This window comes from Bifidobacterium callitrichidarum, from assembly GCF_003129905.1.
Taxonomy (GTDB): Bacteria; Actinomycetota; Actinomycetes; order Actinomycetales; family Bifidobacteriaceae; genus Bifidobacterium; species Bifidobacterium callitrichidarum.
Genome location: NZ_QFFM01000015.1, coordinates 33808 through 48741, shown reverse-complemented (window position 1 = coordinate 48741; position 14934 = coordinate 33808). Strand labels below are relative to the sequence as shown.

General features: G+C 62.5%; 11 protein-coding genes. 7 read left to right on the top strand and 4 right to left on the bottom strand.

Annotation, left to right across the window (positions count from 1 at the left end; genetic code table 11):
* Window positions 1–144: 144 nt before the first annotated feature.
* Complete coding sequence (gene trpD, locus DF196_RS08230; protein ID WP_109057370.1) at window positions 145–1191, top strand: anthranilate phosphoribosyltransferase; 1047 nt, start codon at window positions 145–147, stop codon at window positions 1189–1191.
* 219 nt (window positions 1192–1410) lie between these two features.
* Here the strand turns inward: trpD and DF196_RS08225 are convergent, their stop codons facing one another.
* Window positions 1411–2460 carry a LacI family DNA-binding transcriptional regulator gene (locus DF196_RS08225; RefSeq protein ID WP_109057369.1) on the bottom strand — a complete coding sequence of 350 codons (1050 nt, stop codon included), beginning with the start codon at window positions 2458–2460 and terminating at the stop codon, window positions 1411–1413.
* Window positions 2461–2607: 147 nt separating this feature from the next.
* On the opposite strand from DF196_RS08225, the gene DF196_RS08220 reads away from it, so the two are divergent.
* The 5 genes from DF196_RS08220 (at window position 2608) to DF196_RS08200 (ending at window position 9340) form a co-directional block, all read left to right on the top strand.
* Window positions 2608–4155 (top strand): MFS transporter, encoded by a 1548-nt coding sequence (locus DF196_RS08220; RefSeq protein ID WP_109057368.1) that lies wholly within the window; start codon window positions 2608–2610, stop codon window positions 4153–4155.
* A gap of 109 nt (window positions 4156–4264) precedes the next feature.
* A complete protein-coding gene (locus DF196_RS08215) occupies window positions 4265–5818 on the top strand; it encodes a glycoside hydrolase family 28 protein (protein WP_109057367.1) in 1554 nt (517 codons plus the stop codon).
* Window positions 5819–6004: 186 nt separating this feature from the next.
* Window positions 6005–6937 carry a carbohydrate ABC transporter permease gene (locus DF196_RS08210; RefSeq protein ID WP_109057366.1) on the top strand — a complete coding sequence of 311 codons (933 nt, stop codon included), beginning with the start codon at window positions 6005–6007 and terminating at the stop codon, window positions 6935–6937.
* Window positions 6938–6953: 16 nt separating this feature from the next.
* Window positions 6954–7901 (top strand): carbohydrate ABC transporter permease, encoded by a 948-nt coding sequence (locus tag DF196_RS08205; protein WP_241519653.1) that lies wholly within the window; start codon window positions 6954–6956, stop codon window positions 7899–7901.
* Between the two features lie 134 nt (window positions 7902–8035).
* A complete protein-coding gene (locus DF196_RS08200; RefSeq protein WP_158276298.1) occupies window positions 8036–9340 on the top strand; it encodes an ABC transporter substrate-binding protein in 1305 nt (434 codons plus the stop codon).
* Window positions 9341–9526: 186 nt separating this feature from the next.
* Here DF196_RS08200 and DF196_RS08195 read toward each other — a convergent pair whose 3' ends face one another.
* Entirely contained in the window at window positions 9527–10312 is a 786-nt protein-coding gene (locus tag DF196_RS08195) for a hypothetical protein (RefSeq protein ID WP_109057363.1), read from the bottom strand.
* A gap of 51 nt (window positions 10313–10363) precedes the next feature.
* Here DF196_RS08195 and DF196_RS08190 point away from each other — a divergent pair, with 51 nt between their 5' ends.
* On the top strand, window positions 10364–11077 hold the full coding sequence (locus DF196_RS08190) for a lysophospholipid acyltransferase family protein (RefSeq protein ID WP_109057362.1): 714 nt from the start codon (window positions 10364–10366) through the stop codon (window positions 11075–11077).
* Between the two features lie 52 nt (window positions 11078–11129).
* On the opposite strand, the gene DF196_RS08185 is transcribed toward DF196_RS08190, so the two are convergent.
* Window positions 11130–13415: a Stk1 family PASTA domain-containing Ser/Thr kinase gene (locus DF196_RS08185; protein ID WP_109057361.1), complete on the bottom strand. Its 2286-nt coding sequence runs from the start codon at window positions 13413–13415 to the stop codon at window positions 11130–11132.
* 153 nt (window positions 13416–13568) lie between these two features.
* Complete coding sequence (locus tag DF196_RS08180) at window positions 13569–14675, bottom strand: polyprenyl synthetase family protein (RefSeq protein WP_109057360.1); 1107 nt, start codon at window positions 14673–14675, stop codon at window positions 13569–13571.
* Window positions 14676–14934: the final 259 nt, after the last annotated feature.

The following is a 14934-nucleotide window of genomic DNA, read 5'->3' as shown; positions in this document are numbered from 1 at the left end:
ATCGCTGAATGAGGCTCTCCTCTCCACCGGAGGAGAGCCTTTGCCGCATTTTGCAATATGGAAGTTTGCGTCTCGAGAAACGTATGGCCATTACAATGAGCCGCGTTACTAGCTATCGGACGCTACGTGCGTCAAGGAGGAACAATGGCAGAGATCACATGGAAGTCGATTCTCACCAAGCTGGTCGGGGGAGACCACCTGAGCGCCGAGGAATCCGAATGGTTCGTGGACGATCTGATGAAGGGCAACGCGAACCCGGCCGCCGTGGGTGCCGCGCTCGCCATGCAGCAGCAGCTGGGCCTGACCGCCGAGGAGGTGTCCGGCGCCGCCAAGGCCATGGTCTCGCACGCCATTCCGCTCAAGGTCTCTGGTGAGACCACGGACATCGTGGGCACCGGCGGCGACGGCTTCGCCACGGTGAACCTGTCCACCATGGGTTCCGTGGTGGCCGCCGCGGCCGGCGTGAAGATCGTCAAGCACGGCAACCGCGCCGCCTCCTCGAAGTGCGGCGCCGCCGATGTGCTCGAGGCGCTCGGCCTGCCGCTGGACCTCAAGCCCGAAGCCGTGGGCGAGGTCGGCGACGAGGTGGGCATCACCTTCGCGTTCGCCCGCACCTTCCACCCGGCCATGCGCTTCGTGGGTCCCGTGCGCGCCGCGCTCGGCATCCCGTGCGTGTTCAACGTGCTCGGCCCGCTGACCAACCCGGCCAAGCCGGCGCACGTGGCCATCGGCTGCGCCAACCGCGCCATGAGCCCGATCATGGCCGCCGCCTACGCCGCAGCCGGCCAGTCCGGCATGGTCTACACCTCGCACGAGGGCATGGACGAGCTCGCGCCCACCGGCCCGGTCTCCGTGTGGGAGATCCGCGATGGTAAGGTCACCGAAACCGATTTCGACCCGACCGTGGATCTGGGTCTCGCCAAGATCGACGTCGCCGACCTCAAGGGTGGCGAACCCGAGGTCAACGCCGCCGCCTTCCGTGACTTCCTGGCCGGCAAGGACGTGCCGTCCCGCTCCACCGCGCTGCTCAACGCCGCCTCCGCCATCGTGGCCGACGGTCATCTGGTCGGCGAGGGCACGCTCGCCGAGCGCTTCCGTGAGGCGTACAAGATCGCCGAGGACGCGGTCGACTCTGGCAAGGCCCAGGCCCTGCTCGACAAGTGGATCGAGACCGCCAAGTCCAAGGCGTGATTGATTCGTCTATGGTCTGACGGGCTCTTTCCCACGTATCAATGCGGGAAAGAGCCCGTCATGTTTGGCTCTGTTAAGCCAAGATTGACATGCCCCTTATCTTGGCTCCCCTTGTCAGGGGAGCTGTCGGCAAAGCCGACTGAGGGGTAGTCAGGCATGGATTCATGTCAATCCTGGTTTAACAGAGTTTTTGTTTCGTAATCCTGCGATGCGGCTGCGTCACGCCGTCGGTACCGATTCGGCTGAGTCTGCTTGCGGCTTCGTGGCGTGGATGCTGCCGCGTTCGATGAACATCGCCTGCTCCATCACAGTCCGGGCCTCACCCGTATTGAAGCGTCGGATTCGCTGCAGGAGCAACCGGGCGGCGTTGCGGGCGTTCTGTTCCACCGGCAGATGAATCGTGGACAGCGTCGGATTGGTGAATGCGGACATGGGAATATCATCGAAACCGATCACCTTCACATCGGCCGGTATATTGATGTCATTGCGTTGCGCTGCCGCCATGAAACCGATGGCCATGATGTCGTTGAAGGCGAACAGCGCGTCCGTGGGATGTCTGAGGAATTTGCCGATGGCCTTGAACCCGTTTTCCATCGTGGGCTGGGTCGCACGGATCTGCGTGACCGACATGCCCAGCCGTTGCGCCTCGTGCACGATGATGGTGTGCCGGTTACTGTCGGACCAGGATGATGACGGTCCGGCCAGATACGTGATGGTGGACACACCTGCAACCTGCAGCGAGAGCAGTGCCTGACGTACGGCGTTCCGCGTGTCGGAAAGCACCTGATCGATGCCCGGCACGGCGCGGTTGATAATCGCCAGCGGCATGGTATCGGCAATTTTGCGCAGCTCCACCTCTCCGGTCCTGGGGGCGATGAGCACGGCTCCGTCAATCTGTTGCATCCACACGTTGCTCAGCAACTTATGCGCAAGCATGTTCTCCATGGTGTCCGAGACGATGACCGTGTACCCATGAGCGGCCATCACGTTCTGCACCACCTTGATGCAGATCGATTGGAACGGGTTGGCTATATCCGGCGCGACGACCGCGACCAGACCGGTGCGTTGCGCCGATATGGTCGCTGCCGCCGCATCGTCGAGTTGCCGGATTCGTCTAGGCATGTCGTATCCGAGCCGTTCCGCGACGGACCGGACGTTGGCGATGGTGACGGAGGACACGAGTCCCGGCCGGGACAGTGCCCGTGACACCGTTGCCGGACTGACACCGGCCTCCTTGGCGATGTCGTAGATTGTCACTTTCTTGTGCATCACCGGTTGATTATGAGTCGTAATGAAACTTTTTGCAACAAAAAATGCGGGCGCGCGATTCTTGCGAGACTGATCGTGTTCTGGTTCACAGAGGATTCCACACAGTGTCAATGAAGTTGTGGGGAATCGAAAGAGAAAGAAGCAATCATGTCTCAGGCAATCAGTGCGACCTTGCCGCGAACGCGCAAGGTCACCATCGGCAGCGCGCTCGGCTACGCCATCGGTGATTTCTACGGCGGCGGTTCCACCACCCTGACGGGCACGTATCTGGCCCTGTTCTGGACTACGTTCGCCGGACTGGACATCGCCCAGGCGCAGAGCATCATCGGCGTCGCCACCATCGTCAGCGCCGTGTCGTCCATCATCTTCGGCTCCCTGTCCGACAATTTCTATCGCTACAAGCTCGGCCGCCAGTTCGGCCGTCGTCGCTTCTTCCTGCTGCTGGCCTCCCCGCTGGTGCTCATCACCTCGCTGATGTGGATCCCGAGCCTGCCGTTCGTGGCCTACTTCGCGCTGTACACGCTGTTCATCGTCGTGCTGCAGATGTTCCTGGTCTCCTACTCCTCGCTGCCCACCGAAATGACCAGCGATTACAACGGACGTACGCTGCTGTCCACCGTGCGCATGATCGTGTCGGGCGTCTCCACGGTGGCCATTCCCGCGGTCGGCGGCTGGATGCTGTCGACGATCGGCGAGGACAAGGCCATCTCCTACCAGACCTTCGCCATCGGTATCACGGTGCTGTTCGCCATCGTCTTGTTCATCGTCTCCCGCACCACATGGGAGATGACGCCGGAAGAGGCCGGATACGACGTGACCAAGATCGAGGCGGAACAGAAGCAGCCGTTCAGCTTCTCCCGCTGGTGCAGGAACGTCGGCAAGCTCGCCGTGGACTACATCTCGACCTTCCGTATCTCCTCGTTCCGCAAGTTCATGGGCATCTACCTGCTGAGCCACTGCATGATGGACATCTTCGGCCAGACCTTCGTGTTCTTCGCGATCTTCTGCTGGGACAAGAACACGGCCTTCGCCTCCATGCTGCTGTCGTTCGCCGTCATCGCCGAGTTCTTCAAGCCGGTGTGGGGCCTGCTGTTCGCCAAGATCGGCCCCCGCAACATCTTCCAGCTCGCCTTCGGACTGGGCATCGTCGCACTCGGCGGCCTGTTCGCCACATGGAAGCTGCAGCCCACGATGGATGACGGACAGTTCGTCGTGGTGGCGATCGCGGCCTGCATCTTCTGGTTCATCGCCCGCGGCCTCATCTGGTTCCCCTGCTGGACGGTCTTCCCGTTCATCCCGGACGTCGACGAGATCGTCTCCGGCAAGAACCGCACCTCCATCTTCACCGGTTCCACCTACTTCATCGCCCGCATCCTGAAGGGCTTCGTGTCCATGGCCATCGGCGGTTACCTGGCGTATGTCGGCTTCGATTCCAAGGCCGCCACCGCCAGCGCCGGCGTGCAGAACGGCATCGTGTTCGTGATGATCGGCTGGACGGTCATTGGTCTGGTGCTCTCCTGGATTATCGCCCTGACCTTCAAGCTCGACAAGCGCACCGACGGCATCCTGAACAACGAGATCAACCGTCTCAAAAACGGCGGCAGCAAGGCCGATGTGACCAGCGAGACCAAGCAGGTCGTGGAAAGCCTCACCGGCGTGCCGTACGAGAAGTGCTGGCCGCAGGCACAGGCCTGACCTGATACCCAGGTGGCGGGACCGTGAGTCCTGGCGGTGCATCCCGCGGACGGAATGGTTCCGCCACCTTTTTCATATCATTGACTCATCGTGATGAAGGAATGAAATCATGACAACCGATACCCATGAATTCGACCACGACATACTGGTCACGGACACCACGCTGACCGTGTGGTGGCTGTTGCCCGACGACGCGACGCCCGACCGTCGCTTCCATGTGTCCCTCGACGGCGGCGAACCGGTGGAACTCGCCCTGACGCACTACACCTTCGAGGATCTCGAGCCCGCCAGCGCGCATACGGTGGAGGTCGGCTATGATGCCGACGGCTCCGGGCGATTCGTGCCGCTGCTGACGGAGCATGCCGTCACCGCCCCCGTGAAGCAGCGCCTCGACGTGAGCCTGCCGCCGTACAACGCCGTGGGCGACGGCGCCACGCTCAACACCGCCGCCATCCAGCGCGCGCTGGACGACTGCGACGCCGAGCATCAGGTGATCATTCCCAAAGGCGTTTTCCTCTCCGGCGCCCTGCGCCTGCATTCGAACACTGAACTGGTCATCGAACATGGCGGCGTGCTGCAGGGAAGCTCCAACCCGGCCGACTATGAGCCGCGCATCTGGAGCCGATTCGAAGGTATCGAGGGGGAGCGGTATTCCAGCCTGCTCAACATCGGCGTGCTCGACCATTCCTCGTCGTACAACTGCGAGAACATCGTCATCCGCGGCCATGGCTCGATTCTCGGAGGCGGCGTGGAACTCATGCAGTCCACCATCGACCAGGAAATGGAACGGCTGAAGGACCAGCTGATCGCCTTGGGCGACAGGATCGCGGAGTTCGAGAAACCCACCACATTGGCCGGCCGAGTACGCGGTCGCCTGATCAACGTGTCCAACGGACGCAACATCGTCATCAGCGGCCTGACCGTCGGTATGGGCCCGGCCTGGAATCTGCACTTCGTGTACAGCGACCACGTCACGGTCTCCGACTGCACCTTCGTCTCCCGCGCCGTGTGGAACGGTGATGGCTGCGATCCCGACTCCTCCACGAACGTCGCGGTGTTCGGCTGCGCGTTCGAAACCGGCGATGACATGGTGGCCATCAAATCAGGTCGCAACCCGGAGGGAAACGTCATCAACCGTCCCACCGAACACGTGCGAATCTTCGACTGCAATTCGTTGTTCGGCTGGGGCATCGCCATCGGCAGCGAGATGTCGGGAGGCGTGAGCGACGTGGAGGTCTGGGACTGCGACATGTCCCGCACCGCCTATGGTCTGGAGGTCAAGGCCACGAAGAAGCGCGGCGGATATGTGCGCGGCGTGCGCATGCGCCAGTGCAGGACCTCTCGCATCATGATTCATTCGGTGGGGTACAACGACGACGGCGAGGGTTCCGATGTGCCGCCGGTGTTCGAGAACATGGAATTCCGCGATGTCCATCTCCTCGACCGGTTCGACCCGAGCACGGTGTCCGGTGGTTCGATCGGCGATATCGACTGCGACATCGATGTGCAGGGCTTCGACGTGCCCGGATACGAGGTGCGGAATGTGGCGTTCCATAACATCGGCTTCACCATCGCACCGGACCGCAAGACGTCGGATGAGGACCATATGAGCATCCGCCTTCGCCACACCCGGAACGTCGTATTCGACGGTATCCGGTCCTGAGCGGCATCGCGAAGTCACTCCGGATTGCATTGCCAATGATGCCGTGATTCCATGAGAGGGGTTGTGGCGTCATTGGCATGACTCTATGAGTGCAACTTTGGCAACAAGTGGCAACGCTGGATGTTGCGGCAGTAGGCTATGACGCAGATTCGGCCGATGACGGCTTAGATTCGTGGGAGGAACATTGTGAGTTCGTTTGCGGAATTCGGCACGCTGGTCAAAAACCGGCACAAGCCGAAAGACAAGCCGAAAGACACCAAGGTGGCGTTGGGATTCCTCGCGCCGTGGCTGATCGGCGCGATTTTCCTGAGTCTGATCCCGATGCTGTACTCGCTGGGAATCTCGTTCACCAAATACAACATGATCAAGCCGCCGCAGTTCGTCGGACTCATGAACTACCGGCACATGCTCGCCGATCCGCGCTTCCTGAACTCGCTCACGGTCACGTTGACGTATGTGGTCATCTCCGTGCCACTGCAGCTGGTGGCGGCCCTGGCGCTGGCGGTGCTGCTCGATCGCGGCATGAGGGGACTCGCGTTCTACCGCTCGGCGTTCTACCTGCCCTCCATGCTGGGCGGTTCGGTGGCCGTGGCGGTGCTGTGGAAGATGGTCTTCGGCTCGGACGGCCTGTTCAACGCCTTCCTCGGCCTGTTCGGCATCGACACCTCGATGTCTTGGATAGCCAACCCGGACACTGCCAATTGGACGTTGATGGCCCTGCACATCTGGCAGTTCGGCTCGCCGATGGTCATCTTCCTCGCCGGCCTGCGCCAGATCCCGCGCGAACTGTACGAGGCGGCCAGTGTGGACGGTGCCGGCAAATGGCGTCAGTTCCGCTCCATCACCCTGCCGATGCTTTCGCCAATCATCTTCTTCAACCTCGTGATGAGCGTGATCAACTCCTTCCAGACGTTCACGCAGGCCTACGTGGTCTCCGGCGGCACCGGCGGCCCATCCGACTCCACACTGTTCTACACGCTGTATCTCTACCAGCAGGGCTTCGCTTCCCTGCGCATGGGATACGCCTCCGCGCTGGCATGGATCATGGTGGTGATCGTGGCCGTGCTCACCGGTATCAACTTCGCTCTTTCCAAGTTCTGGGTGCATTACGATGACTGACGTACGAGCATTGGTTATGAAACGTCGCGCACGGCTCCGTTCCGGCGCACAGCAGGCAAGGATGCAGTCCAATCTGCGGTCCGCGGTCGACCTGGGATCCGGCGCCGGCATGAACGGCAGCCGAGGCCGCGCGGTCGCACGCACGGTGGGTTCCGTCATCAAGCAGATCGTGGTGCTGCTGCTCGCCATCATCATGCTCTACCCGATTCTGTGGATGATCGCCAGCTCCCTGCGTCCGCAAAGCGAGATCTTCACCAACATGGGGCTCGTGGTCACCCATCCGGTCTGGCAGAACTACGTGGCCGGATGGAACGCGCTGAGCTACCCGTTCGGCCGGTACATCCTCAACTCGCTGATCATCGTGGTGTTCGCCATCATCGGCAACATCCTCACCTGCTCGATGGCCGCCTACGCCTTCGCGCGACTCAACTTCCGGTTCCGCGGGGTGCTGTTCGGCTTCATGCTCCTGATGCTGATGATCCCGATCCACGTGATCGTGATCCCGCAGTACATCATGTGGAATTCACTCCATATGATCAACACCTTCGTGCCGCTGATCGTGCCGAAGTTCCTCGCGATGGACGGGTTCTTCACCTTCCTGTTCTACCAGTTCCTGCGCGGCCTGCCGCATGACCTCGACGAGGCCGCCAAACTGGACGGCGCCGGCCACGTGCGCATCTTCTTCCAGATCCTGCTGCCCCTGATGAAGCCGGCCATCGGCACCTGTGCGGTGTTCACGTTCATCTGGACGTGGAACGACTTCTTTAGCCAGCTGCTCTACCTGACCAAGCCGGACATGGCCACCGTGCCAATCGCCCTGCGCACCTTCATCGATGCGCAGTCCCAGTCCAGCTACGGCCCGATGTTCGCGATGAGCGTGGTCTCGTTGATTCCGCTGTTCCTGGTATTCACGTTCGGACAGAAATATTTGGTTCAGGGGATCGCCACCACCGGAGGAAAGTGATGGCAGAAAACATGGATGGAGCGTTATCTGCGTTGCCGTCTCCTCGACGTACCTTCGTACGCCTTCGTCGACGCGCCTTGATACCGCACACATCCATGTTCCCTGCCTCCGTATAGGAGTAGACAATGAAGCGTATGTGGAAGAAATATGTGGCGACCGGCCTGGCAGCCGTGACATTACTGGCGACCACCGCATGCGGCAGCTCGGTCGGCGCTGCCAACGTGCCGGTTGTGCCCGCCAATGGCGACGTGACGATTCGTCTGAGCTGGTGGGGCGGCGACGCCCGCATCAAGGCCACGGAGGAGGCGATCGCCGGGTTCGAGAAGGAACATCCCAACATCCATGTGGAGACCGAATACTCCGACTGGACCGGTTACTGGGACAAGCTCGCCGTGCAATCCGCCGGCGGCAACGCGCCGGACGTCATGCAGATGGATGAGCTGTATCTGGCGTTCTACGGGTCGATGGATGCGTTGCTCGACCTCAACAAGGCATCGGACTACCTGGATCTCAGCACGATGGACCCGTCATTGAAGGCCATGGGCCAGGTGGACGGCAAGCAGGTTGCCGCGCCGATGACGACCTCGCAGTATGGCGTCATCATCAACAATGACGTGTTGGACAGCTTGGGGCTTACGCTGCCGGACACCGACACCTGGACCTGGGACGAGTTCTCGGACTTCGCCAAGCAGGTCACCGAGAAATCGGGCGGCAAGACGATAGGCGCCATCGCACCGAACAACGGCTACGGTCTGCAATTGTGGGCCCGCCAACATGGGGAGAACCTGTTCAAGGGCAATGCCGTCACCATCTCGCCCGAGACGTTGGCCTCGTTCCTCCAACTGCCTGCGGATTGGGCCAAAAACGGCATCGAAGGCAACGCCGAGCGCTGGAGCGAGAACACCGCCGCCACCCTGAACGACACCGACTTCGGCAAAGGCAAGCAGGCGATGATGATCACGCAGGCCACGCAGATCACCCCCTACGCGCAGGCGGCCGGCACGGACAACATGACGTTGGCACCGGTGCCTCAGGTCACGCCGGGGGAGAAGACCATGTATCTGAAGCCCGGCATGTATTGGGCGGTATCCTCCGGCAGCCAGCACCCGGCCGAGGCGGCCATGCTGGTCGATTACCTGGTCAATGACAAGAACGCCGGCGCGATTCTGGGCACCGAGCGTGGCATCCCCGCCAACAACGACATCCGCAGGATGCTCGCCAAGGACGCGACCGGAACCGACCGTACGTCGCTGGACTTCATGGACAAGATCCAGCCGACGTTGGGGAACCCGCCGTCGATCACACCCAACGGCGCCTCGGAACTGGACAAGATCATCGTGCGCTATCAGCAGGATGTGGTCTTCGGCAAGCGCAAGGCCTTGGACGCCGCCAAAGACATGATCGCCGAACTCCAGGAATCCATCGACTTCGCGTCATGAAATATCTTGGCTCCCTCTGATGAGGGAGCTGTCAGCGAAGCTGACTGAGGGAGAGAAGCGCGACGCAGTCGCTAGAAAAATCGAATCGGCCGATGGCCGATGCCTTTTCATACGGCTGACGCCGGCTTCTCTCCCTCAGTCTCACTTCGTTCGACAGCTCCCTCGTCAGAGGGAGCTAGGGTACGCTTACACCCGTGCGCCGTCGTCGAAATAGCCGCCCTTGTCGCCGGGGCGGTTCTTGCGGTTAAGCACCTTGACGACAAGTCCGCCCAGACCAAGCACCGTGCAGATGCCGAATACGATGTTGAGCAGCGCGCTGATCACCGGAATCCCATAGAGCGAGGGGACCAGCACCATCACCACCGTGCCCGCCACACCAATGACGAGCAACGCCAGCAACAGCACTGTCGAGGCATGCACCGGGCCGATCTCCGGGTTCGGGGGAGTGAAGCCGCCGTCGTCCTGCTCGTCCATCACATCATCGGTGTCGAGCCAGCTGCGGCCGGTGAAGTCGCGCGGACCCGAACGGGCGGCATCGCCATCGCCCCACGTGCTGCCGGCGTTCTTCGGATCGTTGGGAATCTCATGACGGTTGCGGGACGTGCGCTTGCCGCCGCGCAGACGGTCACGCAACCCACCACCCAACGGGCGCGCATCGTCGGTGAACGTGCCCAGATCCAAATCGTTGACGGACAGCAGCGCCTCCTTCTCACGGCGTTGCGCCTGCTTCTCGAACTTCCTGGCCTGACGCGAGGACGCCACATCGTTGAGGTCGGCCTCATGCTCGGCTTGGAACGCGGCCCATGCCGCATCGAGATTGCCGAGGTCAGCGGGGGTGGACTGCTGATCGGACGACGGCTTGCCGGAGGACTTGCCGGCGGAGGCGCCAGTCGAATCGTCGTGCTTTGCTCCATCATCCGGCGTGGGGACTGTCGGCTCGTCTGCCGCATTGGTATTGTTGAGGTCAGTCATACATACCACTGTAATCTGTCGCCCCAAACCGCGCAGGGAGGGAAACGCCAAGTGCTGTACTGGTTCTTCGTCAAGGTCTTCGGTCCCATCGCCCGCCATCGTCTTGGCCCCACCGCCACCGGACTCAATAATGTGCCGCGCAAGGGCGGCGCCATCATCGCCGCGAACCATCTGGCCGTGATCGACGACGCGCTCATCCCGATCACCTGCCCGCGCATGGTGCATTTCATGGGCAAGGCCGAGTATTTCGAGGGCAAGGGCCTGAAGGGCAAGTTCAAGAAGTGGTGGTTCACGTCCGTGGGCGTGTTCCCGGTGGATCGTTCCGGTGGTTCCAAGTCGCTCGGCGCGCTGGAGCATGCGCGTGAGATCATCGAGGACGGCCACCTGTTCGGCATCCATATCGAGGGCACCCGCAGCCCCGACGGTCGCATGTACAAGGGCCATACGGGCGTGGCGCGACTGGCGCTGGAGACCGGCTGCCCGATCGTACCCACCGCCATCATCGGCACGGACAAGCTGCAGCCCATCGGCACCTCCATTCCGAAGAAGGGCCGCACGCAGGTGATGTACGGCAAGCCCATCGAGGTGCAGAAGAAGGCCGCCGACGAGATCACGCATGAGGATCTGCGCTCGCTGACCGACCGCGTGTCCGCTGCGATCCAGGCCATGAGCGGCCAGGAGTACGTGGACGAATACGCCCAGAAGGTCAAGGAACAGCTCAAGGCCCAGAAGGCCGCTGAAGAGGCCGAAGGCAAGGCTGAGTAGGAAATAGTCGAGAGATAATTGGCTCCCCTCAGAGAGGGGAGCCAATTTGTTATCACACCACGGTCAGGGTGACGACGGTGGGGGTGCCGTTCTCGTCGCGGATGCGCACGGTCTCTCCGGCCTTGGGGCTCTGGACGCGCACTTCATGGGTGATGTCGCCCAACGGCGCGGACTTCTTCACCGTGAAGCCGAGCTTTTCCAGCTGGGCTGCGGCGGCATCGTACTTCATGCCTACCACGTTCGGCAGCACCGTGGTCTCCGGACCCTTGGAAATCACCACGTCCACGCTATCGCCCCACTTGAGCTGCGCGCCGGCCTGCTGCGAGGCCGAGATGACGTCGCCCGCGGCCACCTTGTCGTCGTACTGTTCGGTGACGTTGGCCGTGAGCTTCAGCTCGTCGAACGCGGCCTGCATCTCGTCCTTCGTCTTGCCCACGATGTCCGGCATGCTCACCGGCATCGGGCCCTTGCTCAGGGTCACGGTCACTTCGGCGTTGTGCTTAGCCGTGGTGCCGGGATCCGGGGAGATGGTCAGCAGCGTGCCCTCGGGCTTGTCCAGCGAATACTCGTCCTTGGACGAATCATGCTTGATGTTGGTGAAACCGGCCTTCTTCAACGCGGCGAGCGGGCTCTTGCCATTGGCGGAATTCACGTCCGTGATGTCGGCCGGGATGGTGGCCATTTTCACGCCGCGGGAGATCGTGACCGTGAGCTTCTGATTCTGCCGCTTGCTGATGCGGCTGTTGACGAATGCATCCGAACCGTTCACGGACGTGGCGATGATCTTGCCTTCGGCCACGTCGTCGCTGTATTCCTGTTTGGTCTCATAGGGGATGCCGAGCGCCTTCAACGTGCTTTCGTACGTGGACCAATCGGCGCCGGTGAGCGAGCATTGCGACTCATCCGCCGCGCAGGTCACGTCCTCGGCCTGAGGCACGCTCCAATAGCTGCCGGGACCGGCGAACCACCACCAGCCGCCGCCCGAGGCTACGAGAGCCAATACCAGCACCACGACGATGGTGATGATGAACGGCGGTCGCTTCCACCACGGCTTCTTGGCGGGGGCCATGCCGTCCGTATGCTGGGCGGCGCCGCCTGAATCCTGTGCGCCGTCTGTCATGGCGATGGCCTGCGTGAACTGATCATCGACGGGGGAGAGCACCTGGGTTTCGCTGCCCGGTTGCGGCATGGCCTGCGTCATGCTCGAATCGATGGCCGTGGTACGCGCCACAGGTGGTGCCGGCGGCGCGGGAAGGGCCGGGGATGGCATGCCGGTCGGTGCCGATGTGCCGCTGGCCGTGCCGGAACCGCCATTGGCCGGCATCGCGGTGGTCGGTACCGGAGCCGCGGATGTGTTAGTAGCGGCACTGGCGGCGGAGGGCCGCTCGCCGGGAACGGCTGGTTCGGCCACGGTACCCACGAGGGCCGGAGCGGTGAAGTCGGTGCGGTTGCCGTCCGTCGGTTCGGCGTGCAGGCGGTACTGCCATGCTTCCAACGGCAGCTTGGCAGCCATCCTACGCAGCTCCTCCGCGGCCGCCATGCCGTCGGACGGGCGCGCGTCCACCGCGCGGGCGGTCAGATGGGAGATGAACGCCGCCACGGCGGGGTCGATGCCGGGGCACACGGTTGCGATGGACGGCACATCCTCATGGACGTGCTTGAAAACGAGGGTCACGGGATTGTCGGAATCGAACGGCACCTTGCCGGCGAGCATCTCCCATGCCATGATGCCCACGGAATACAGGTCGCCCTGAGCGGTGGCCTGGTTCTTCTCGATCATCTCCGGTGCCAGATAGGCGGCCGTGCCCAGCAGCATGCCGGTGGAGCTCAGCGTGGCTTGGCTGGCGGCCTTGGCCAGACCGAAATCGGTGATCTGCACGTGGCCTCGGTCGTTGAGCAGAATGTTCTCCGGTTTGATGTCGCGATGCACCACGCCGATGCGGTGCGCGGCCGCCAAACCGTCCAGCGTCTCGGCCACCACGCGCAGGGTCTCGCGTACGGAGAAGGTGCCCTGCGTGTTCATCTCATGGCGCAGGTTCACGCCATGCACGTACTCCATGACCAGAAAATCAAGACCGTTGTATTCGCCGGTGTCGTACACCTGCACCACGTGCGGGTTGGCGATGGCCGCGGCCGAATTGGCCTCGCGGCGGAACCGCTCCACGAACTGGTCCCGGTGGGGGCCCTTGGCGAGCTGCATGTGCATGACCTTGATCGCCACGGTGCGTCCCAAGCGCTCATCGACGGCTTCATAGACGGTCGCCATACCGCCCTCGGCGATGTTGCGCACGATGCGGTAGCGTCCCTCGATCATCTGTACGGGCTCGTTCTCACTCATATTGTGCTGCACGGTTCCTTCGGTCACTGCTGAACACCGTTCAGTCTACATGGGCAGGGCTACGCGGAACGATTGCGGTTGCAAAGAATTCACGCGGATTCAGGCGAGGGAAATCAGGTATGACGTGGCGGATGCACTACGCCGGGGATGGCGTCAGCGCAGCTGTTCGGGGATGAACCTGGCGCACGCCTCCGCTAATCGGCGCTCGCATTCGTCGTCGAGACCGAGCCCGGCGATGGCCTCGCGCGAGGCGAGCCAAAGCGCATGGATGCGCTCGCGGGAACGATCGATGGCGCCGGTCGAACCGAACAATCCGATGGCGCTGGCCACCTGAGCTTCATCACGATGATCGGCTGAAAACATGGCGACGAGTTCGCCACGTTCGTCCGCTCCGGCACCGCCCAACGCATCCGCCAACAGCACCGTACGCTTGCCCTCGCGGATGTCGCCGCCCACCGGCTTTCCGGTGTTGCGGCTGGAACCGATGACATCCAGAAGATCGTCCGCCAGCTGGAACGCCACGCCAAGCGGATGCCCGATGGCCAGCGCATGGCCGCGCGCCTCATCCGGTTTGAACCCTGCGGCAAGGAAAGCGAACAGCAGCGGAGCGATGGTGGTGTAGCTGGCCGTCTTCCAACGGAACACGTTCAACGAGGCATCCGCCAGACCTGCCGGATCGTCCAACGGCGTCATTTCCACGCCCAGATCCAGAACCTGCCCGATCTCGACCTCGCGCTGCATGGTAAGGAAGGCCTCGTCGATGGCATCCGCGTTGGCGAGACCCCGCGAAGCCCGGCGTGCGATCTCAATGCACGCGGTGGCCAGGATGTCGCCGAGCATCAGACCGAGACCACGGCCGATGACGCCGCTGTGCACGGCCTGTTCGAGCGCGCGGTGGGCGGAGGGTTTGCCACGGCGCAGATCGGATTCGTCGATGATGTCGTCATGCACCAGCGCGGCCGTCTGGAACACCTCGATGGCGCAGGCGAGATCCACCATCGAACGGCGTGCGTCGTCATCGGCTTCGGCATCGAACGAGCCGGGGAAGTCGGTTCGCAGCGCGTCGAACGCGGCGAGTGTGAGCAGCGCGCGCAGTCGTTTACCTCCCTCGCTGGAGGCAACGGCCTGATCGACGACCTGTCCCATCACCGGTCGCAGTGCGTCGGCCACTTCGCCGGTGGCGGGCGCGTCCGTCAGTTCACGCACCAGTTCGGCGATGCGCGGTTCGATGATGGCAAGGTCATGATCGGTTGTCCACATGCCTCTAACTTATCCACAGGGTATGGAGAACACAAGAACCGCTGAAAACCGGGGGAGCGGAACCCGGAACCACATGAACCGTTTTTCGCGGTGCGGCGCGCCCGTCATCGCGCATAGTGGAGGTCACGCCCAGCCGGGCGGGCGGATGCGAGCTTCACCGGCGAATCGCAGACGAATTATCGACGGCCGTTCGTATCCGCGCAACCATCCATCACCTTGCGGCCACCGGAGGCCGCCATAGTCAGGGAGGACGAATCAC